Source organism: Maribacter flavus (assembly GCF_008386635.1).
Classification (GTDB): domain Bacteria; phylum Bacteroidota; class Bacteroidia; order Flavobacteriales; family Flavobacteriaceae; genus Maribacter; species Maribacter flavus.
Map to the genome: position 1 here is coordinate 862,917 of NZ_VUOE01000001.1, position 21,633 is coordinate 884,549.

Genomic DNA, 21,633 nt, shown 5'->3' on the forward strand with positions numbered 1-21,633 from the left:
ATGGAAGCATTGCAATTAATCGGACCCTTCAAACAATTATTGACCATGGAGACCCTGCCCTTAAAAGGTGCGCTGTCCGATAGTCAACTTTGGATCACTGAGGATGCAAGCCTATTAATTTCCGATGGAAAAGTGATGGCCACGGGAAATTACGCTTCCCTAAAAAAAGAACATCCTTCCGCAAAATGTCACGAATTAACAGGTGCCCATGTGTGTCTTCCCGGTTTTATCGATGCCCACACCCACATTTGTTTTGGGGGAAGCCGGGCCAACGACTACGCGCTCAGAAATTCGGGAAAAACCTATTTGGAAATCGCTAGAGCGGGTGGTGGTATTTGGGATACGGTTACCCAAACCAGAAAGGCGGACAAGGAAACCTTGATAAAAAGGACGGCAAAATTGGCCAATCGGCACCTTAAAACGGGCGTCACAACGCTGGAGGTGAAAAGTGGATACGGACTTTCATTGAACGAGGAAATTAAAATGTTGCAGGCTATACAGAAAGCCGACAACGAAGTTCCATCGGACCTAATCCCAACCTGCCTTGCCGCGCACATGTTCCCCAAGGATTATGCGGGTACCAAAACCGAATATTTACAGGAATTGGCCCAAAAGTTATTGCCAAAATTGAAGGCCGAAAATCTCACCAACAGAATCGACGCTTTTATTGAAGAAAGTGCCTTTACTCCAGAGGAAATAGCCCCGTATTTTGAAGCGGCCAAACAACTTGGATTTGATATCACGGTGCATGCCGACCAATTTTCCACGGGCGGTAGCAAAGTGGCGGTTGATTTTGATGCCATCAGTGCAGACCATCTGGAGGCCAGCACGGATATAGAGATTGAACTTTTGGCCAAAAGCAATACCATCGCCACGGCCTTACCGGGGGCCTCATTGGGACTTGGCTGTAATTTTACACCGGCAAGAAAATTATTGGATACCGGGGCCACTTTGGCCATTGCAAGCGACCACAACCCGGGTTCCGCCCCCATGGGCGATCTATTGACCCAAGCGGCCATATTGGGTGCTTTTGAAAAATTATCGAATGCGGAGGTCCTGGCCGGAATTACCGTAAGGGCGGCCGCTGCCTTGGGGCTGAAGGACCGGGGGAAACTGGCCAAGGGATACTTGGCGGATTTTAGCCTTTTCCATACCGATAACTATCAGGAAATCCTGTACAACCAAGGAAACCTGAAACCCTGCATGGTCTGGAAAAACGGAAATTTGGTGTACAACAAGCATAAAGCCTAAAGACTAGCATGGATTTTAAAGCACAGATTCTTGCGGGAATCCCATCGGAACTACCAAAGAAAAAAGAACGTTCTTCCACCGTTTCACACGCCCCAAAAAGAAAGGATATCCTTTCAACCGAAGAAAAAAAACTGGCCATACGCAATGCGCTGCGGTATTTTCCACGGGAATGGCATCAAGAACTTGCGGAAGAATTCGCTCAAGAACTCATGGAATACGGTCGGATTTACATGTACCGCTTCATGCCCGATTATAAAATGTACGCCCGACCCATTTCCGAATATCCCGCCAAGACTTCCCAAGCGGCCGCTATAATGTTAATGATCCAGAACAACTTGGACCCTGCGGTGGCCCAACATCCGGAAGAATTGATTACCTACGGGGGCAATGGCGCCGTTTTTCAGAATTGGGCCCAATACCTTTTGACCATGAAATTTTTGGCCACGATGACCGAAGAACAAACGCTTCACATCTATTCCGGGCATCCCATGGGCTTGTTCCCGTCTTCCAAGGAAGCCCCTAGGGTGGTCGTGACCAACGGTATGATGATTCCCAATTATTCCAAACCTGATGACTGGGAACGTTTTAACGCCTTGGGTGTCACGCAATACGGGCAAATGACGGCAGGTTCGTATATGTACATAGGTCCGCAGGGCATTGTTCATGGCACTACGATTACAGTCATGAACGCCTTTAGAAAAGTGTTGAAATCTGGAGAAACACCCGAAGGTAAAATCTTCCTTACGGCCGGACTGGGCGGTATGAGCGGGGCCCAGCCCAAAGCTGGAAACATTGCGGGCTGCATTACCGTCTGCGCCGAAGTGAATCCGGCGGCCGCCCGAAAACGCTTTGAACAGGGTTGGGTGGATGAACTTTTGGAAAGTATTGACAACCTTCTTGAACGAACCAAAACCGCCATCGCACAAAAAGAAGTTGTTTCATTGGCCTATATAGGAAATGTAGTGGATGTTTGGGAGCGCTTCTATAAAGAAAACATTTTTGTGCATTTGGGTTCGGACCAGACCTCCTTGCACAATCCTTGGGCCGGGGGCTATTACCCCGTGGGACTCGGTTATGAAGAGGCCAACGAATTGATGAGCACAAATCCCGAACTTTTCAAAGCCAAGGTTCAGGAATCGCTACGGAGACATGCCAGTGCCATCAACAAGCATACGGAACGAGGTTGCTATTTCTTTGACTACGGTAACGCCTTTTTGTTGGAAGCGTCCAGGGCCGGAGCAGAGGTAATGGCAGAAAACCAAGTTGATTTTAAATATCCTTCTTATGTTCAGGATATATTGGGACCTATGTGTTTCGATTTTGGATTTGGTCCGTTTCGATGGGTCTGCACGTCGGGGAATCCGGAGGATTTACATAAAACGGACCAGATTGCGCTGGAGGTGATGTTAGGTATAAAAACGACCGCACCAGCTGAGATTCGGCAACAAATGGACGATAACATCAAATGGATCCAAGAGGCCGAAGAAAACAACTTGGTCGTGGGTTCCCAGGCACGGATTTTATATGCGGATGCGGAAGGTAGGGCAGCCATTGCCGAATCCTTTAACCAAGCGGTGAAGTCGGGCGAAATTTCCTCGCCGGTTGTTTTGGGTAGGGACCACCATGACGTAAGCGGCACGGACAGTCCGTATAGGGAAACCAGTAATATTTACGACGGAAGTAAGTTCACGGCAGATATGGCCATCCACAATGTAATCGGCGACAGCTTTAGGGGTGCCACCTGGGTATCCATCCACAACGGTGGCGGCGTAGGTTGGGGCGAGGTCATCAACGGCGGTTTTGGCATGGTGCTCGACGGGACAAAGGAAGCATCGAACCGATTAAAAAACATGTTGTTCTTTGATGTAAACAATGGCATCGCCCGAAGAAGTTGGGCCCGAAACAAGGAAGCCATCTTCGCATTACAAAGGGAAATGGAGCGCACACCCAACTTACGCGTTAATTTACCTAACTTCGTGGAGGACCACGTTTTGGAAAAATTATTCCTTTAGCAGGAATCAATCGGATAGTTCTTTTGTCTCCTCGAAGGCAGTCGGGAGGTCGTCATAATTTGCAACTAGGAAAGAAGGTCTCGACTGCCCTCGACCGGACAAATACATATTTTAGGGCGACCCTAGCATTAAAAAAAATATATGAGCAACTACGCAGAAACTTTTTCGGAGATATACACTGGAAGGCCTACGGGGCGGCAACTGTATTTACATGAAAAGATTTCTTGCGTTCCTATTTCCAACGTATCAACGGTTGCTTCCAAAAAATGCTTTGCCCTTTTGGGCTATGCCTGCGATGAAGGGGTGAAAAGAAATTTGGGTCGGCCTGGTGCCGTAAATGGCCCGGATGCCATCCGAAAGCACTTTGGCAAACTGCCCAACCATCTTCCCACGGAGACGCTGCTCTATGATGTGGGCACACTACAATGTTTGGAAGGCGATATGGAAGTAACCCAACGGGCCCTCAGCGATTCCATTTGCCAATTGCTTCAACATAAACACTTCCCCATCGTACTTGGCGGCGGACACGATATGGCCTACGGCAGCTACAACGGACTCAAAAAATATGTTGCAAAAGGGGAAACCATCGGTATCATAAATTTTGACGCCCATTTTGACCTAAGAAACAACAGACAAGACAACGGTCACACTGTGAACAATTCCGGAACCCCGTTTTACCAAATAGCCCAGGACTGCCAAGCGGACGGCACCCTTTTCAAGTATCTCTGTTTGGGTATCAGACAAGATGCGAATGACAGGATTCTCTTTGAAACGGCCAAGGAACTGGATGTTAAGTACATCATGCGGGACACTTTTAGAATCCAATTCCACAATGAGATAAACGCCTGGATCAATGCCTTTACAGGCAATGTGGACCACATCTATGTGACCATTGATTTGGACGGATTTTCTTCGGCCTACGCACCCGGGGTAAGTGCTCCCTCGCCCATGGGTTTCACCCCGGATGTTGTCCTAGAATCCCTAAAGACCATTATGGCAACCGGTAAACTTAGGGTTTTGGACATTGCAGAATTAAATCCGGATTTTGATAGGGACGATCAAACGGCAAAATTGGCGGCATCCTTAGTGCATTACGTTTTACATGCTGAACGTAACTGAAAAGATTCCGCATTCAAGCGGAATTAGTTCAACCAACGGATAAATGTGCACTTCGTTTCACCTATCTGGTTTTCACTAACAAAAAAAGCCTCCCAAATGGAAAGCCTTTCATTGGTTCAATAGGTATAATCCTATTTTTACCACTGTCCCAAAATCCCTTTCGGGACACAACACAACAGCACAAAGATAAGAAAGGATTTTTATTTTTTAAGGTCATTCTAAAATTATCATCGGATGAGCGGTCTCCTTTTTCCTTTGAATTGAAATTTGACCATGAAGGGAATTCACGATTAAAAACCATATAATCAGATAAATAGATCCAACCAATACAAGTTACCAAGGAAACCTTCCACTGGTCGACACTTGGGTAGTTACTCCAAAGCGGCTACGTAATTTGCAGGTCCAAATCCAAATCGACCTATCCCATGAACCTACGACCGGTTGCCTTCATAATTGTCCTATTGCTGTTTTTTTCGTGTTCAAAAGAGGATATTTCCACCTACCAAGAGGATTTAGTGGTACGTTTGGACGAGAAAATTGAGACAGTATCCCATAAGACCAATGAAAAATCGCAACATGTTGATGAGGCCTTTGTTCATTGGATCGTAAACCGGCAGCAAGCATCGGGCCTGATGGAAAGTACGGAAATCTCCAATTTCACTTCCTTATACGACAATGCCTTGGCCGCGATATTTTTCATCCAAGAGGATCGAAGGGAAAATGCGGAAAAGATATTCGATTATTATTACTCTATTCGGGAAACGGAACTACCTCTAACGGGCGGGTTCTATCAATTTAGAAAATCAGATGGTTCCGATGCGGAAAGGATCTGGATGGGCGACAATGCCTGGCTGCTGATCGCTTTGAACCAATATGCCACCAAATACGGATCTGGAAAATATGAATCACTTTCGCTTCAATTGGAAAACTGGATCCGTTCCCTACAAATGGAAAATGGGGCTTTGAGAGGAGGAACAAATTCGGATGGAACGGAGATACCCAATGTTACGGAAGGTATGATCACGGCCTTTCACGCCGTAAAGGGATACGACGCATTCCATAAAAACATGCTGGATTTCCTGAAAAAGAATCGGTGGGACGAAGAGCTTGGACTGTTAATGGCCTGGCCTGAAAATCCAGAATATGCCTTTGCCCTGGACGTGCTTTCCCTAAGCAAACTTATTTTCAACGACCTCTCTGACGATGTGCTCTTCCAAGCCAACAAGTTCCTGAACAATCAAACAGCCACCATGAGCGGTGAAATGATTTCAGGCTATTGCTTCGACCAGGACAAGGATGTAATCTGGCTGGAAGGTTCCGCACAAATGGCAGTGGCCTTCAACAGTATCGCGCGGTTCGATATTTCGGAAAATATAATGGAAAACATTGAAAAAACGGTCATACAGAGCTCCATGACCGATAACGCTCAAGGCATACCCTATACCGCCAACTTTGGCACTTCCTATGGAAGCAACGAACTTTGGAATCATACGGATATTACCCCGGCGCTGTCCTCCACCCTCTGGTACTACTTCGCCAAAACCAATTTCAATCCTTTCGATACGGGAAAAAAGGACATGCTACCTACAGCCGACAAATTTTGGGAATACGATTTTTAGTCGCAGTTTTAAAAAACCTTTAACGCATTTAAGAGTCCCTAAACACTATCTTTCAATTAAAAATGAAAGATTCAGTCTACGTTTGGGTAGTGATTACCACATTGGCCTTGGTCACGGTCACCATAATGTCCGTAATGAACCTCCCCTTTAATTGGATATTTTATTGCACCGTGCTAGGCCAGGCCCTTATTGTCATCATGGTCTATAAAGTACTGACCGATAATTACAAGACGGACAAAACATTCAAGGATTTTTACGAGGACAATCCCATTGGGAACCGCGTTAATTAGGTACGACTACGTTTTCCCTCTTACTGGATTCCTTTAAATGGGAGGTCATGCCCAGTTCCGGTATGACCAGTAGCGGTATTTGGGTGTGAAATGCCACTCTTTTTACTACGGGCTCACGTACCAATTGTTCCATGTAACTGTGTTGGTAGTTCAACATGGCCAGTAAGTGAATGTCCATTTCCCTGGAAAAGACCTCCAAGGTCTTGGAAACGGAATTCAACTCGGATACGGTGTGTACGTAATGCTCCACTTCACCCAGGTACTTGCGCAACATTCCCAAATTGAACAATTGAAGCTCGGACAGGGTCTTGATTTCATATTGTACATGTACGATCCGAACGGTGGCATCAAAAATGCCGGCCAGTTCCACCAAAGGCCTTAGCTCGGATTTGGTATAAAATCGGGTGAAATCCGTCGCGAAAGCGATTTCGGTCGGTTTTTGAAATTCAAAGTTTTGCGGAATGGCCAATACGGGACAGTCCTTTACGGATTTGATGACACGTACCGTATTGCTGCCCATGAAAACCTCTTCCATTCCTGTTGCCCCCGTGGTTCCCATAATGACCAGTTCAATGTCATAGGCCGAAATACTTTCAATGATCTCATCCACCAACAAACTAAAGGAAGAAATGGTCTCAAAATGATGATGCTCGTTCACAAAGTCATTCTTGACCCGCGCCAATAGATCATCCAGGCCCTTTTGGGAATATTTGGCGGCACTGTTCGTTAGCATACTTTCCTCAAAGGAAGCCGCCATAAACCTGCTGCCGGCGATGGCTGGGGTATAGGTATTCAATAAATAGAAGGTACATTCCTGATCCCAGAACATGGAAATGGCATACTTGATGGCATTGCAGGAATTATCCGAAAAGTCCGTAGGGATTAAAATATTCTTCATCTAATTTCATCTTTGAATATGGGATAAAATTAGACCGAGCCTTACGAGGAAACTATGACAATTGTCATCTTTGGGAAATAATCGACTTAAAAACCTTCCACAAGGTTTTTTAGCGCCTTTTCATCCTTGATGCCGATTCTTTTCCCGGAAGTTTTTAGATACCCTTTTTTCTTAAATTCTGAAATGATTCGGATACACGATTCAATGGCCGTACCTACCACATTGGAAATATCCTCCCTGGACAACACAAGTCTTAGATAGCCTTCCTCATCCTCTCCAAAATTATTTTTCAGGTACAGGAAAGCTTCCGCCATTCGTTGTTTGACGTTTTTTTGGCTCATGTTCACGATAACGTCATCGGCCTCCTTCAGATCGTGGGCCATATGCCGTAATACCTCAAGGGTAAAATTGGGATTGGTATGCAAACTGGAAACTATTCCTTCCTTGGGTATGAAACAAACCTCCATATCACTTACGGCAATGGCGCTCAAGTTTACGTTTTCTTCCGCCACCACGGAGCGTTGTCCTATGACCTCCCCCTTGCTCGCAAGCTTAACGATCTGATCTTTACCGTTTTCACTTAATTTGGATAATTTGGATACCCCATCGCGTACGCAAAATACGCCATCCAACTTTTCACCCTCCTTAAAGAGGGCCTCTCCCTTTTTGATTGTTCGTGTAGTTTTTGAATCGGACACCCTTTTTAATTCCTCCTTGGACATAGCGCGTAAGGAGTTAAATTGCCGTACGATACAATTTTCACATCTGCTTTCCATTTAACTAATATTTACCTGACCCTACAAAAATAACAGCTTGAATTTACGTAAAAACTGACAAATATCATATTTGTAACCGCATTGATTTCCAACCTTTGCCCCAGGTATAAGCAAATGTATTATGGAAAAGCAACCCTGTTATCACTGTGGGGACGATTGCGACTCCGAGAGTATTCAGTACGATGAAAAGTGCTTCTGTTGCAACGGTTGCAAAACGGTCTACGAGATTTTTTCGGAAAACGATTTATCCTATTATTACGACTTGCAAACTTCGGCAGGTTCTACGCCTACAGCCATAGAAGGCAAGTACGATTTTTTGGAAACCGAGCGTATCGTGGAAAAATTAACGGAATTCAACGACGGCAACCTACAGATCGTAAATCTCTACATTCCTTTAATACATTGTAGTTCCTGTATCTGGGTATTGGAAAACCTGAACAAGCTCAACCCGTTCATCTCCTCCTCCCAAGTAAACTTTTCCAAGAAAACGGTACGGATTTCCTATAACAGCCAAAAAACCTCTTTAAAGGACGTGGTGGTGCTACTGGCCAGAATTGGTTACGAACCCTATATATCCTTGGAGGATATTGATGGAAAAGAAAAAAAGGTAGACCGAAGCCTTATTTATAAGTTGGGCGTCGCCGGATTTGTTTTTGGTAACGTGATGTTCCTTTCCTTTCCGGATTATTTTGATCTGAGCTCCAGCAAAACTTCCGGTGGCGAATTTTGGTTGAACCAATATGAAGTGGTTTTTAGATGGCTGATGTTCGCCTTTTCACTTCCCGTCGTTTTTTATGCAGGTGCGGACTACTTTGTTTCGGCCTATAAAGGCCTTCGTTCCAAAATCCTGAACATTGACGTTCCCATTTCCTTGGGTATTTTGGTACTTTTTGTACGAAGTACCTTGGAAATTATGTTCGATTGGGGAAGCGGCTTTTTTGACTCCCTTACAGGTTTGGTCTTCTTCCTGCTTCTAGGGAAGTTCTTCCAACAAAAAACCTATTCCTTTCTCTCTTTTGAACGGGACTATAAATCGTATTTCCCTATCGCGGTCACCAAAATTAATGATGATGGTACCGAGGAAAGTACCCAAGTGCACGAAATCAAACAGGGCGACCTGCTATTGATCAGAAACGGGGAACTGATTCCGGTAGACGGACTCCTATATAAAGGCAAAGCACAGATTGATTACAGTTTTGTAACGGGGGAATCGGTCCCTGTGGAGCGGGAATTTGGCGACAAAGTTTTCGCCGGAGGGAGGCAAATGAACGGCCCCATTGAAGTGGAGGCCTTAAAATCGGTTTCCCAAAGTTACCTCACCCAGCTTTGGAGCAATTCGGTCTTTAAAACGGACAAATCCACCCGATTCCAAAACATCACCGATAGCATTGGAAAACGCTTTACCATTGGGGTATTGACCATTGCTTTTTTGGCCACAGCCTACTGGTTGTTTTTTGACCCGTCCTTGGCAATGAACGTTTTTACGGCGGTGTTGATCATCGCATGCCCGTGCGCCATAGCCTTGGCCTCGCCTTTCACCCTGGGCAATATGCTCCGCATCTTTGGTCAGAAGAAATTTTACTTGAGGGATACCGGTGCCATTGAGCAATTGGCACAGATAGATACCGCTATTTTTGATAAGACCGGGACCATTACTACTTCCAAACAAAGTACGGCCACCTATCAAGGCATGCCGTTGACAAAGGAAGAGGAATCCCTTCTAAAAAATACCTTGAGGGCCTCCAACCACCCGTTAAGCAGGACCTTGTACGATATTTTATCGGACCATAACATTTACACGTTGGACGATTACGAGGAACATCTTGGCAAAGGCCTGGAAGGAAGTAAGGGCGACAGACATATAAAAATAGGCTCCTCTGAATTTGTGGGCAGGGAAGAGGTTTCGGACAATTTGAACACGGCGGTGCACGTAGCGAGCAACAATGCGTACAAGGGCAAATACGTGTTTCACAATCAATACAGGGAAGGTGTTTCCGAAGTCTTTGAACAAATGTCGGAACAACTACAATTGGCCATTCTTTCCGGGGATAACGAGGGCGAAAAACGCAACTTGGAAAAACTGTTGCCCAAATTGACTCCGTTGTATTTCAACCAAAAACCGGAGGACAAACTGGCCTTTATCACTTCCTTACAGGAACAGGGCAAAAAAGTCCTTATGGTAGGTGACGGATTGAACGATGCCGGTGCCCTCGCCCAAGCGGAAGTGGGTATTGCCATATCGGAAAACATTAATGTATTCTCCCCCGCCTGTGATGGTATTATGGATGCATCAAAATTCCAGCAATTGTACCAATACATCATCGCCTCCAAAAAGGCCATGAAAATCATAAAGCTCAGTTTTTTATTGTCGCTCCTTTACAATGTAGTGGGACTCTATTTTGCGGTTACCGGGCAACTGGAACCCGTTATCGCGGCCATTTTAATGCCCTTGAGTTCCATTAGCGTGGTTGGGTTTACAACGCTAATGACCAACCTTTTGGGCAAAAAATTAAAGTAAAAAACAAGGTATAGAATAAAATATTTAAAACTGATAAATGTCATATTTAAACGGAAGCAACAACGGTAATTTTACCCCGAAATTCAGGTAGGTATGAGTGTAATATATGTGTTATTGGCCATTAGTATCATCGTAGCCATTGTCTTTTTTGCAGCGTTCATTTTCTCGGTAAAAAATGGGCAATATGACGATTCCTATACGCCATCCGTCCGGATGCTCTTTGAGGACGAATTGGTAAAACAGAAAAAGAGTTTACAAAAATCCAATATGGATACATCAATAGAATCAAATAACTAATCAACTATGGAAGTACAGCAGTTTTATTACGATAACAAAATCGTAAAAAAGTTCATCTATGCCACAATGCTTTGGGGTATTGTTGGTATGTCCGTTGGCCTATTATTGGCCTTTATGTTCTTGTTCCCGAATGTTACGGACGGAATTTCTTGGCTCAGTTTTGGCCGTTTAAGACCCTTGCACACCAACGCGGTCATTTTTGCCTTTGTAGGTAATGCCATTTTTGCCGGTGTGTATTATTCGACACAGCGCCTCCTTAAGGCACGAATGTTCAGTGATGTGCTGAGCAACATCAATTTTTGGGGCTGGCAATTGATCATTGTGGCCGCAGCCATTACGTTGCCATTGGGAATTACCACATCTAAGGAATATGCGGAATTGGAGTGGCCCATCGATATTGCCATTGCCCTTGTGTGGGTAGCCTTTGGGGTCAATCTGATCGGAACCATGATCAAAAGAAGACAACGCCATTTATATGTTGCCATTTGGTTCTACTTGGCGACTTTTGTAACGGTTGCCGTACTTCATATCTTCAATAGTTTGGAGTTACCGGTAAGTGCCTTGAAGAGCTACTCCGTATATGCCGGGGTACAGGATGCCTTGGTACAATGGTGGTATGGCCACAACGCGGTTGCCTTCTTCTTGACAACCCCATTCTTGGGATTGATGTACTATTTTGTTCCTAAAGCGGCGAACAGGCCTGTATATTCCTATAGACTTTCCATAGTTCACTTTTGGTCCTTGATATTCATTTATATCTGGGCAGGACCTCACCACTTGCTATACTCCGCATTGCCGGATTGGGCCCAAAACCTTGGTGTTGCCTTTTCGGTCATGTTGATCGCTCCTTCCTGGGGCGGTATGATCAACGGCCTTTTGACCTTGAGGGGTGCTTGGGACAAGGTTCGTACGGACCCAACACTTAAATTTATGGTAGTTGCGATTACAGGGTACGGGATGGCCACTTTTGAAGGTCCAATGCTTTCCTTAAAGAACGTAAACGCCATAGCCCATTTTAGCGACTGGATCATTGCCCACGTACATGTAGGTGCCTTGGCTTGGAACGGTTTCTTGACCTTTGGTATGATCTATTGGTTGGTTCCCAAAATGTTCAAGACCCGTTTGGCTTCGGTAGGAATGGCAAACTTCCACTTCTGGATTGGGACCCTAGGTATCATATTATATGCGCTGCCCATGTATGTAGCCGGTTTCACCCAGGCCTTGATGTGGAAAGATTTTAATCCGGATGGAACCTTGGTCTACGGTAACTTCTTGGAAACCGTAAACGAGATCATCCCAATGTATTGGATGCGTGCTATTGGGGGTAGTCTTTACATTGTAGGTGCCATAGTTATGGTGTACAATATCGTTGTTACCATCAAATCCGGTCAAAAAGTGGAGGATGAGTTGGCCGAAGCCGCTGCCCTTACCCGGGTATCCAAAAACAGGACCGCAGGGGAAACCTTCCACACATGGTTGGAGCGTAAACCCATCCAATTGACCATTTTGGCTACCGTAGCCATTCTGATAGGTGGTATTGTACAAATTGTACCAACCATCATGGTGAAGTCCAATATTCCTACCATCACCAGTGTCAAACCTTATACACCGTTAGAATTGGAAGGAAGGGACCTATATATACGCGAAGGTTGTGTAGGATGCCATTCCCAAATGATCAGGCCATTTAGAAGTGAGGTAGAACGCTATGGGGAATATGCCAAGGCCGGTGAGTTCGTATACGACCACCCATTCCTTTGGGGAAGTAAGAGAACGGGTCCTGATTTGCTACGGGTTGGTGGAAAGTATTCGGATAACTGGCACTTAAACCACATGTACGATCCACAAACGACCTCCTCCGGTTCCATAATGCCCTCCTACTCCTGGTTGGTACGCAACAGACATGACAGAAGTGGGGTTCAGGACAAAATGGAGGCCATGGTTACCTTGGGAGTACCTTATACCGATGAGGATATTGCCAATGCCGAAGCCAGTATGAGCGAACAGGCCATACAAATTGAGAAGAACCTCTATAGCGACCCGGATTTTGCATCGACCTACGAGGCCGATAAAAAATACGCCGCTGAAAACGGGGAGGAATTCATTGAAATGCGCGACAGGGAAATTGTGGCCATGATCGCCTACCTACAACGATTGGGTACGGATATAAAAATTAAGGAAACCAACGAATTAATCTCAGAAAATAAATAGCCATGCTAAAGTTTGTAAAAGGATATATGGAAAACATTGAGGGGGTGGCCACCTACCCAATGATTTCACTGATGATTTTCTTCGTCTTCTTCGTCGTTCTCTTCTGGTGGGTCTTTACCGCATCCAAGGAGTATGTCAAAGAGGTGAGCGACATCCCACTAGACAATAACAACCAACAAAACATTGAATTATGAAGAACCTAGGACCTTGGTGGATCAGACTTCCACTACTATTTTTTATCATATTTGGATTGACGGAGTTTTTTATAGACTCGGGGGATAAGCCAGCCTTTCTGGACCAACCCATAGTCGCACTATTTCTAGGCTTTATAATCCTTTTGCTTGTGGGCATAGAGCTTATCCTGGCCTCCATTGAGAACGTCATGTTCCAGACACTATCGGAAGAAGCAAAGGAACGCTACTTGGCTTCCAAGGAACAAGGCTTTGAATGGGCCTGGGGCAAAAGAATGTACCAGAAGCTTTTGGGCTCCAAACCTATCGAGGCCGAAGGTGAAATCATCCTGGACCACAACTATGATGGCATTCGCGAGCTTGATAACAAGCTTCCACCCTGGTGGGTATACATGTTCTACGCCACCATCATTTTTGGGGTAGTGTATTTGGTGCGGTTCCACATTTTCAATGATTATGATCAGGATACCGAATATCTAACGGAAATGACCTTGGCCGAAGCCGAAATAGAAGAATACAAGAAAAACGCCAAGGACCTAGTAGATGTCAATACCGTGGAACTATTGACCGATGCATCCGATATTGCCGCGGGTAAGGCCGTTTTTGAAACGAATTGTGTGGCCTGTCATATGGCTGACGGTGGTGGGGGAATTGGTCCTAACCTGACCGATCAAAACTGGATATTGGGTGGCGATATTAAATCGGTTTTCAACACCATTTCAGAAGGTGGAAGGGACGGTAAAGGTATGATTGCCTGGAAACAGAGCCTAAAACCTGTGGAGATGGCGCAAGTTGCCAGCTATGTACTTAACTTTCAAGGAACCACACCAGCCAACCCAAAAGCTCCGGAAGGTGATATTATCGTAAACCCGCATATGGATGTGGAGGGAGCGCCCGCCGTGGATTCGGCCATGATTGAAGTTGAAGTCGACACCTTAGAATTCATTAAAACCATTGACGAAGAGGGTACCGTAATTGAATAACGAGATCCTTTTGGATTGCCACATGCCATACAAATTTGGTATGTGGCGGTTCAAAAAACCGATACCAAATAACCAAAAGCCAATAATGACAGCATTCCTATCCCTAGTAAAAGCAAGACAAATTAAACCGTAATGGCACAAGATCAAGAAAACTTTAGGGATTCCATTGGAACGATAAACGAAGAAGGGAAAAGAGCATGGGTTTTTCCAAAAAAACCCAGTGGCAAGTTCTACGAGTATCGGAAATATGTTAGTTATTTTCTGCTGGCTTTTTTGTTTGCCGCTCCTTTCATAAAAATAAATGGCAACCAGTTTTTAATGTTCAATGTATTGGAACGCCGTTTCAATATTTTTGGGTTTCCATTTTGGCCCCAGGATTTTCATTTGTTCGTCATTTCCATGATCATCGGTGTGATATTTGTCGCACTGTTTACGGTTGCTTTCGGACGTATTTTCTGCGGATGGATGTGCCCTCAGACCATTTTTATGGAAATGGTCTTCAGAAGGATCGAGTATTGGATCGATGGGGACCGTGGGGCCCAAATGAAATTGGACCGACAAGCATGGGATGCCGAAAAGATTAGGAAAAGGGTATTAAAGTGGTTCATCTTCTTTATCATTTCCTTTTTGATCGCCAATGTATTCCTGGCCTATCTCATCGGTAGCGACCGATTGATCAGGTATATTACGGACGGACCTTTTGAGCACTTAAGCACTATTGTCTCCTTACTGATTTTTACCGGGGTATTCTACTTTGTATTTGCTTGGTTCAGGGAGCAGGTCTGTATCATCGCATGCCCTTATGGTAGAATGCAAGGAGTCCTGTTGGACAATAAATCCATTGTCGTCGCCTACGACCACAAACGTGGCGAAGCGGAAAACGGCCGCAAAAAATGGCGTAAAAACGAGGATAGGGAAGCCCTTGGCTATGGGGATTGTATCGATTGTTTTCAATGCGTGAACGTTTGCCCAACGGGCATAGATATCAGAAACGGAACCCAACTGGAATGTGTCAACTGTACCGCCTGTATCGATGAGTGCGATACCATTATGGAAAAGGTAAATCTCCCAAAGGGACTTATCAGGTATGCAAGCGAAGACGAAATTACCAAAAAGGAGAAATTCAAATTCACACCACGCTTAAAAGGGTACTCCGCAGTATTGACCATTTTAATTGGTGTCTTGGTAGGGATGCTGTTTTTAAGGAACGACCTGGAAGCCAATATCCTTCGGTTACCGGGGCAACTATATGAGCACAAGGAAGGGAACATCATTAGCAACGTCTACACCTATAAATTGGTGAACAAGACCACCAAACCTGTGGAGGACGTTAGCTTTAAGTTGATTTCCCACAAGGGAACCGTAAAACTGGTCCGTAACGAAAACTTTGAGGTTCCCGCACAGGATTTGGCCGAAGGAACGCTCTTTATAGAGATCAACAACGCCGCCGTAAAAAGCGATAAGGAAAAAGTGAAGGTTGGGGTATATAGTGGAGATGAGTTGGTAGAAACTACCCTTTGCTCCTTCATGGCTCCAAGGAGTTATAAATGATAAAAAAATAAAAGATGAAAATTAATTGGGGAACCGGAATTGTACTGGCATTTATAGGTTTTATTGGCTTTATCCTCTTCTTTGTGGTACGGATGAGTACGGACAAACGTGCCAACCATGACCTTGTAACAGAGGATTACTACAGGCAGGAATTGGCCTATCAAAAGGAAATCGATGCCCAAAATAATGCCACTAAGGACATCAATAAATTACAGGTGAGAAAAAGTCCGGACGGACTTGAAATTCGTTTCCCCGAAAAGGTGAACCCCAAAGAAATTAAAGGCACAGTGTCCCTATACAGACCATCTAATAAGCAATTGGATTTTGACTTACCCATAAGTTTGTCCAATAACCATTTGCTCATACCTGACAACCGCTTGTTGGATGGTCGCTGGGACATTAAAGTCAGTTGGAACTACAATGGCACGGATTACTTGCATAAGGAAAATATAATCTATTAGAAATCATGCTACTTTCTGCCCTCATATTAGGTCTTATGGGAAGTCTTCACTGTGTAGGCATGTGCGGACCCATAGCCTTTATGTTGCCGGTGGACCATAAAAACAATCTTAAAAAGTTTGGACAGATCAGCCTATATCACATAGGTAGGCTATTGGCCTATGGCATCATCGGGTTGGTTTTTGGACTATTGGGGAAAGGACTGTATGTCTTTGGAATGCAGCAAAGACTATCGATTGCCGTTGGTATTGTAATGATCTTATTGGTGCTGATTCCTGCCAAAACCTTAAACAGATATCAATTGGGACGCCCGGTATACAGGGCCGTATCAAAAATAAAAAGCAGATTGGGCCAAGAGTTCAAAAAGAAGTCGGCCGACACCTTTTTGACCATAGGATTCCTAAATGGTTTCCTCCCCTGTGGTTTGGTCTACATGGCGCTGTTCGGGGCCATCGCCATGGGCGAGGTCGCTCAGGGCAGCCTTTACATGGTGCTTTTTGGACTGGGTACCGTTCCCCTGATGACCACGGCCGTTTATTTTAGTGCATTTTTGAAAGGAAACGCAAAGAAACGCATCCAGAAACTAATTCCCGTTTTTGTGGTCCTTATGGGAACACTTTTCATTCTTCGCGGACTTGGATTGGGAATCCCCTACGTATCTCCAAAACCGATTACCCAATTGGTATCGGCAGAAATGGAATGTCATCCATGATATAATACTGATGAAGAAACTATCCAACGATATTGTCCTTAGGCCACGGTTTCAGCTCGAAATTTTGGGAAACAGGGAGCAATTGTTGCGAAAGTTCATCGATTCAAAAAAAGCCCCCTTTCTGGTCAATTGTCTGGACAACCATATCTTCATAAAATACAACAAGGAGACCACCCATTTTGGCTCTCCCCAATTACACTTGGAAATAGATGCTTTGGACGATAGAACATCCAAAATCTATGGTTTTTTTGGTCCAAACCCAACGCTATGGACCTTTTTCATGTTTCTGCATTTTGTGGTAGCCACCCTGTTCATTATTGTGGGTATTTGGGCCTATGTGAGTGCATCGCTCAACAAACCCTACGGACTTCAAGTTGGGTTTATGGTCTTATTGGTGGTCGTTTGGTTCGCACTCTATACCTTTGGACAAATGGGCAAAAGAAAAGGCAAGCCTCAAATACAGGAACTTTACGCCTTTATGATGGAAACTTTGGGGTAGTTGCAACCCTTTTCCATTGAAATGTGTATTTTACTAGTATGAGCGATAAGCCGGAAATCAAGACCCGAAAAGATATAGCACTCCTTGTAAACACTTTTTATGAAAAAGTGCGGAAGGAGGATACCCTAGGGCCTATTTTCAACGGAATAATCTCCGATTGGGAGGCTCATTTGCAAATCTTGACCGATTTTTGGGAATCCCAACTGTTCCTTAAAAGAAAGTATACCGGCGACCCGATTAAGGCCCACATTAAGACCGATGATTACATGGGGAACACCATGACCATGGAACACTTTGGTATTTGGCTCAATCTATGGTTCGCTACTATAGACGAGCTATTTTCTGGGGAAACGGCCTGGATCGCAAAAAATAGGGCCCGCAAAATGAATACGATGCTTTTCCTGAAGATATTCGAACATCGGGCGGCCAAATAACCGTTCCTGAGGTTTTCACTTCGGATTTATCGTTTAAAAATTCCTATTTTTAAAACCGACGAACTCAAATTGTAACCAAGCCCTTTTCGATTATGAGCAAGAAAAACACCCGAAGGTCCTTTCTTAAAAAGGCTACCTTGACCTCAGCCGCCGTAACAACAAGTCCATTTCTATGGGCCTCAGGATTTGAGGAAAAATTGATGTTGAGCAGAAATTACACACCCAAATCCTTTTCGGCCAATGACCGCATCAACCTGGCGCTTTTCGGCACGGGAATCCAAGGCATTTATGATACCCAGACCGCTTTGCAGGTCGATGGCGTGCAATTAGTCGCTGCGTGCGATCTGTATACAGGCCGATTGGAAAGGGCCAAGGAACTTTGGGGGACATCTATTTTCACGACTCGGGATTATCGGGATATATTGAATAGAAAGGATATCGATGCCGTCATTGTTGCTACACCGGACCATTGGCATCAAAAAATCACGATCGATGCTCTGAAAGCCGGTAAGCATGTGTACTGTGAGAAACCCATGGTCCAGAAACCGGAGGAAGGAGAGGCCATCATCAAGGCACAAAAAGAAAGCGGAAAGATTTGTCAGATCGGGAGCCAAGGCATGTCCTCCCTTGGGAACGAAAAGGCAAAACAATTATATGAAGAAGGTGCCATTGGCGATTTGGTGATGTTGGACATGTACAACGACCGATATTCCGCCGAAGGCGCATGGCAATATCCCATCCCTCCGGATGCCGATACAAAAACCGTTGATTTCGATACCTTTCTGGGAAAAGCGCCCAAAGTTCCTTTTGAGCCCAAACGCTTTTTCAGGTGGCGAAACTATAGGGACTACGGAACAGGAGTTGCGGGCGATTTGTTCGTACATGCTTTCTCCACTTTAAACCACGTAATTAGTTCCATGGGTCCCAACCGAGCGCTGGCAACCGGCGGACTCCGCTACTGGAAAGATGGCCGGGATGTGCCCGATGTTTCCATTACCTTATACGATTATCCTCAAACCGATACGCATGCGGCGTTTAATGCGGCCTTCAGGATCAATTTCATTGCCGGTAGTGGCGGTGGTGGGGGCTTTAAGCTAATCGGTACCGAAGGGGAAATGGAAGTCGGACAAAATTCGGTCACCGTAAGACGTTCCAAACTGAGTATGGTACCCCATGGATACTCCCTGGTTTCATTTACCGAGGAAATGCAGGAAAAGATAAGGGCAGGTTATGATTTGGAAACCTTGGAACCAAGATCGTCTTCCTTAAGTACAGGCACTACCACTTGGGAGGCGGAACGGGATTATAAAGGAGGCCACTATGATCATTTCAACAATTTCTTTACTGCCATTAGGAACAAGGGTTCCGTAATCCAAGATCCAACCTTTGGATTAAGGGCCGCTGGTGCCGCGCTCTTGGCGAATGACAGTTATTATAAACAGCAACCCGTGAACTGGGATCCCGTAAAAATGAAGCTCATATAAAAAAAGGGTGCCTACGCACCCTTTTCAACCAACTAAAAACTGTGATTCCTTGCTTCTAACTAAATCTTAAAGGTGACCACAGGTAGCGTTGCATGGTTAGCAATGTCCTCCCCTATGCTGCCCATAAAGAAATGGGAAAGTCCCTTTCTACCATGGGTGGGAACCCCGATCATATCGGCATTGCTCTCCATTCCAAAATTCAGTACGCCCCGTTCCACGTTATAATCGTTGTAGATGGCGATCAATAGTTCAAACCCGACCAGCTCGCAAAAGGATTTTATCCTCTTTTGTATTTCGGCGGTGCTTAAAAAATCGTCACCTGGGGTGTTGATATAGACCAATTTTAGTTCCGCCGAAAAGCTGTCAGCGATGTACTTGGCCCGTTGTAGGGCATGGATATTTTCATTTTTGAGATCACAGGCAAATAGAATCTGCTTCGGATTAAAATCGGATATTTTGGATTTGATGACCAAAACGGGGATATCAGAATTTCTAACCACTTTTTCTGTATTGGAACCTACGAACATTTCCTTGAGTCCGTCCGCACCCTGGCTGCCCATCACAATCAAATCCACATCGTTCTCCTCGGCAACTTCGCTGATCTCACCAAAGACCTTGTAGTGCTTTATAATCGGCTCAACCTTTACACCTTTCAAATACGGTTTGTCCAAGAATTCATTCAATCGCTTTTCGGCCAATTTTATCAAAAAGACCGTCTGTTCCGGGTGGAAACCTTCGGTGGAGGTAAGCATTGCCTGATTCAATTCCAGCATGTGCAGCACGTACAGCGTGGCATCGTGTTTTTTGGCTATGGAAGCCGCTACCTCAAAGGCATACTCGGATATTTCCGAAAAATCTATGGGAACTATGATACTTTTCATTTTTACAAGATTTAGGTTAAACAATCAAATGGTCATGGAGAACAATCGGGTCTCCGGTGTTTTTTCGTGCAATTTCAAATCGAACGCCATACATATATTACGAACAAATGGACGCCCCTTTTCAGTGACCCGCAGTTGATATTGGGTCATTTCCAGAAGTCCGTCGTCCTGCATCTCCTTCAACCTGTCCATCACCACAGGTAATTCCTTGAACTGCATGGACTCCTGGAACCAAATAGTTTCAAGTTGACACATTAAGTTAAGGATATGTTTTCTGATGATCCTATCCTCATCGGTTAAAATGTGGCCTCTGAAAATGGGTATGATGTTATTCTCCACCAAGTGCTGATATTCTTCCAGGCTTTTGACATTTTGGGCAAAACCGTACCAACTATCGCTAATACTGGAGGCTCCCAGACCTACCATCAATTGGGTCTTGGAAGCGGTGTAACCCATAAAGTTCCGGTGCAGTTTGCCATTTTGCATGGATCGATACAGACTGTCCGTATCCAAGGCGAAATGATCCATCCCTATTTCCGTATACCCGGCCTTAGCCAGTTCCAGTTTCCCTGCTTCATACTGTGTACGCTTTTCCTCGGCGGACGGCAGATCGGTATCCTTATAACCACGCTGACCGTTTCCCTTGAGCCATGGTACATGGGCATAGCTATAAAAGGCCAATCTATCCGGCTTTAGGGTTTTCGTTTTTTCTATGGTTTCGAGTACATGTTCCAAGGTTTGGTGGGGTAACCCAAAAATGATATCGTGACCGATGGAGGTATACCCAATTTCCCTGGCCCATTCCGTAACGTTCTTAACGTTCTCAAAAGATTGCACCCGGTGGATGGCCTTTTGCACGGTCTCGTTGTAATCTTGTACACCATAACTCACACGTCTAAACCCAACATCGTACAGCGCCTGAAGGTGCTCCTTGGTCGTATTGTTGGGATGGCCCTCAAAACTAAATTCGTAATCCGCTGCCCTATCGGCCCTCCTGAAGAGTCCGTTGATAAGCATTTGAAGGTTCTCCGGACTAAAAAATGTAGGGGTACCGCCTCCCAAATGGAGTTCCTTGATAATCGGCCTTTCATCGAACAACTCCAAATAAAGGGACCATTCCTTCAACAAGGTGCGTATGTAAGGGACCTCAACATCATGCCTTTTGGTGATGCGCTTATGGCACCCGCAAAACGTACACATACTCTCACAAAAGGGAAGATGGATGTATAGACTGATGCCTTCTTTGGAATTCGATTCGGAAAAACTTTGTTTGACGGTCGCTTCCCATTTTTTGCCGGAAAACGAATGAATATCCCAAAATGGGACCGTTGGATAACTGGTATACCTGGGACCCGGAATATTATATTTTTGAATAAGATTGCACATAGTTGGTTTGAATATGGCACAAAGCTACTCCGTGCGCCTCCCAAAAAATATGATAATTGTCAGTT

Annotated in this window: 20 protein-coding genes; 16 read left to right on the plus strand and 4 right to left on the minus strand. The window is 44.9% G+C overall.

Translation table 11 applies throughout. The annotated features are described in order from the left end of the window. The 5 genes from hutI (at position 1) to F0361_RS03855 (ending at position 6,291) form a co-directional block, all read left to right on the plus strand. Entirely contained in the window at positions 1 to 1,251 is a 1,251-nt protein-coding gene (gene hutI, locus F0361_RS03835) for an imidazolonepropionase (RefSeq protein WP_154917288.1), read from the plus strand. An 8-nt stretch (positions 1,252 to 1,259) separates the two neighbouring features. Beyond that, positions 1,260 to 3,263 (plus strand): urocanate hydratase, encoded by a 2,004-nt coding sequence (locus F0361_RS03840; RefSeq protein WP_154917289.1) that lies wholly within the window; start codon positions 1,260 to 1,262, stop codon positions 3,261 to 3,263. 141 nt (positions 3,264 to 3,404) lie between these two features. Continuing rightward, the gene (gene hutG, locus F0361_RS03845) at positions 3,405 to 4,382 is read left to right on the plus strand and encodes a formimidoylglutamase (protein WP_154917290.1); all 978 of its coding nucleotides are present in this window, start codon (positions 3,405 to 3,407) and stop codon (positions 4,380 to 4,382) included. Between the two features lie 425 nt (positions 4,383 to 4,807). Next, positions 4,808 to 6,001: a hypothetical protein gene (locus F0361_RS03850; protein ID WP_154917291.1), complete on the plus strand. Its 1,194-nt coding sequence runs from the start codon at positions 4,808 to 4,810 to the stop codon at positions 5,999 to 6,001. A gap of 62 nt (positions 6,002 to 6,063) precedes the next feature. Then, positions 6,064 to 6,291 (plus strand): hypothetical protein, encoded by a 228-nt coding sequence (locus F0361_RS03855; protein ID WP_138257752.1) that lies wholly within the window; start codon positions 6,064 to 6,066, stop codon positions 6,289 to 6,291. Here the strand turns inward: F0361_RS03855 and F0361_RS03860 are convergent. Continuing rightward, a complete protein-coding gene (locus F0361_RS03860; protein ID WP_138257753.1) occupies positions 6,284 to 7,189 on the minus strand; it encodes a universal stress protein in 906 nt (301 codons plus the stop codon). The two genes, F0361_RS03855 and F0361_RS03860, sit on opposite strands and share 8 nt — an antisense overlap. 86 nt (positions 7,190 to 7,275) lie before the next feature. Further along, entirely contained in the window at positions 7,276 to 7,965 is a 690-nt protein-coding gene (locus tag F0361_RS03865) for a Crp/Fnr family transcriptional regulator (RefSeq protein WP_154917292.1), read from the minus strand. Positions 7,966 to 8,086: 121 nt separating this feature from the next. Between F0361_RS03865 and F0361_RS03870 the strand changes: the two genes are divergently transcribed. The 11 genes from F0361_RS03870 (at position 8,087) to F0361_RS03920 (ending at position 19,301) form a co-directional block, all read left to right on the plus strand. After that, positions 8,087 to 10,483, plus strand: coding sequence for a heavy metal translocating P-type ATPase (locus tag F0361_RS03870; RefSeq protein WP_154917293.1), 2,397 nt, complete (start codon positions 8,087 to 8,089; stop codon positions 10,481 to 10,483). A 93-nt stretch (positions 10,484 to 10,576) separates the two neighbouring features. Next, positions 10,577 to 10,780 (plus strand): cbb3-type cytochrome oxidase assembly protein CcoS, encoded by a 204-nt coding sequence (gene ccoS / locus F0361_RS03875; protein ID WP_138257756.1) that lies wholly within the window; start codon positions 10,577 to 10,579, stop codon positions 10,778 to 10,780. A gap of 6 nt (positions 10,781 to 10,786) precedes the next feature. Further along, entirely contained in the window at positions 10,787 to 12,988 is a 2,202-nt protein-coding gene (gene ccoN, locus F0361_RS03880) for a cytochrome-c oxidase, cbb3-type subunit I (RefSeq protein WP_154917294.1), read from the plus strand. A 2-nt stretch (positions 12,989 to 12,990) separates the two neighbouring features. Further along, the gene (locus tag F0361_RS03885) at positions 12,991 to 13,182 is read left to right on the plus strand and encodes a CcoQ/FixQ family Cbb3-type cytochrome c oxidase assembly chaperone (RefSeq protein WP_125221360.1); all 192 of its coding nucleotides are present in this window, start codon (positions 12,991 to 12,993) and stop codon (positions 13,180 to 13,182) included. After that, positions 13,179 to 14,162, plus strand: coding sequence for a cbb3-type cytochrome c oxidase N-terminal domain-containing protein (locus F0361_RS03890; RefSeq protein ID WP_154917295.1), 984 nt, complete (start codon positions 13,179 to 13,181; stop codon positions 14,160 to 14,162). Before F0361_RS03885 ends, F0361_RS03890 begins: the two co-directional genes overlap by 4 nt. A 132-nt stretch (positions 14,163 to 14,294) precedes the next feature. Then, positions 14,295 to 15,713 carry a cytochrome c oxidase accessory protein CcoG gene (ccoG, locus tag F0361_RS03895; protein ID WP_154917296.1) on the plus strand — a complete coding sequence of 473 codons (1,419 nt, stop codon included), beginning with the start codon at positions 14,295 to 14,297 and terminating at the stop codon, positions 15,711 to 15,713. 14 nt (positions 15,714 to 15,727) lie between these two features. Then, on the plus strand, positions 15,728 to 16,174 hold the full coding sequence (locus F0361_RS03900) for a FixH family protein (protein ID WP_154917297.1): 447 nt from the start codon (positions 15,728 to 15,730) through the stop codon (positions 16,172 to 16,174). A 5-nt stretch (positions 16,175 to 16,179) separates the two neighbouring features. Next, positions 16,180 to 16,884, plus strand: coding sequence for a sulfite exporter TauE/SafE family protein (locus tag F0361_RS03905; RefSeq protein WP_154917298.1), 705 nt, complete (start codon positions 16,180 to 16,182; stop codon positions 16,882 to 16,884). A gap of 10 nt (positions 16,885 to 16,894) precedes the next feature. Continuing rightward, on the plus strand, positions 16,895 to 17,383 hold the full coding sequence (locus F0361_RS03910; RefSeq protein WP_138257762.1) for a GTP-binding protein: 489 nt from the start codon (positions 16,895 to 16,897) through the stop codon (positions 17,381 to 17,383). 38 nt (positions 17,384 to 17,421) lie between these two features. Further along, positions 17,422 to 17,817 carry a group III truncated hemoglobin gene (locus F0361_RS03915; RefSeq protein ID WP_154917299.1) on the plus strand — a complete coding sequence of 132 codons (396 nt, stop codon included), beginning with the start codon at positions 17,422 to 17,424 and terminating at the stop codon, positions 17,815 to 17,817. 92 nt (positions 17,818 to 17,909) lie between these two features. Beyond that, the gene (locus F0361_RS03920; RefSeq protein WP_154917300.1) at positions 17,910 to 19,301 is read left to right on the plus strand and encodes a Gfo/Idh/MocA family protein; all 1,392 of its coding nucleotides are present in this window, start codon (positions 17,910 to 17,912) and stop codon (positions 19,299 to 19,301) included. Positions 19,302 to 19,360: 59 nt separating this feature from the next. On the opposite strand, the gene F0361_RS03925 is transcribed toward F0361_RS03920, so the two are convergent. After that, complete coding sequence (locus tag F0361_RS03925) at positions 19,361 to 20,182, minus strand: universal stress protein (protein WP_154917301.1); 822 nt, start codon at positions 20,180 to 20,182, stop codon at positions 19,361 to 19,363. A gap of 24 nt (positions 20,183 to 20,206) precedes the next feature. Further along, positions 20,207 to 21,568 (minus strand): oxygen-independent coproporphyrinogen III oxidase, encoded by a 1,362-nt coding sequence (gene hemN, locus F0361_RS03930; protein WP_154917302.1) that lies wholly within the window; start codon positions 21,566 to 21,568, stop codon positions 20,207 to 20,209. Positions 21,569 to 21,633 lie beyond the last annotated feature (65 nt).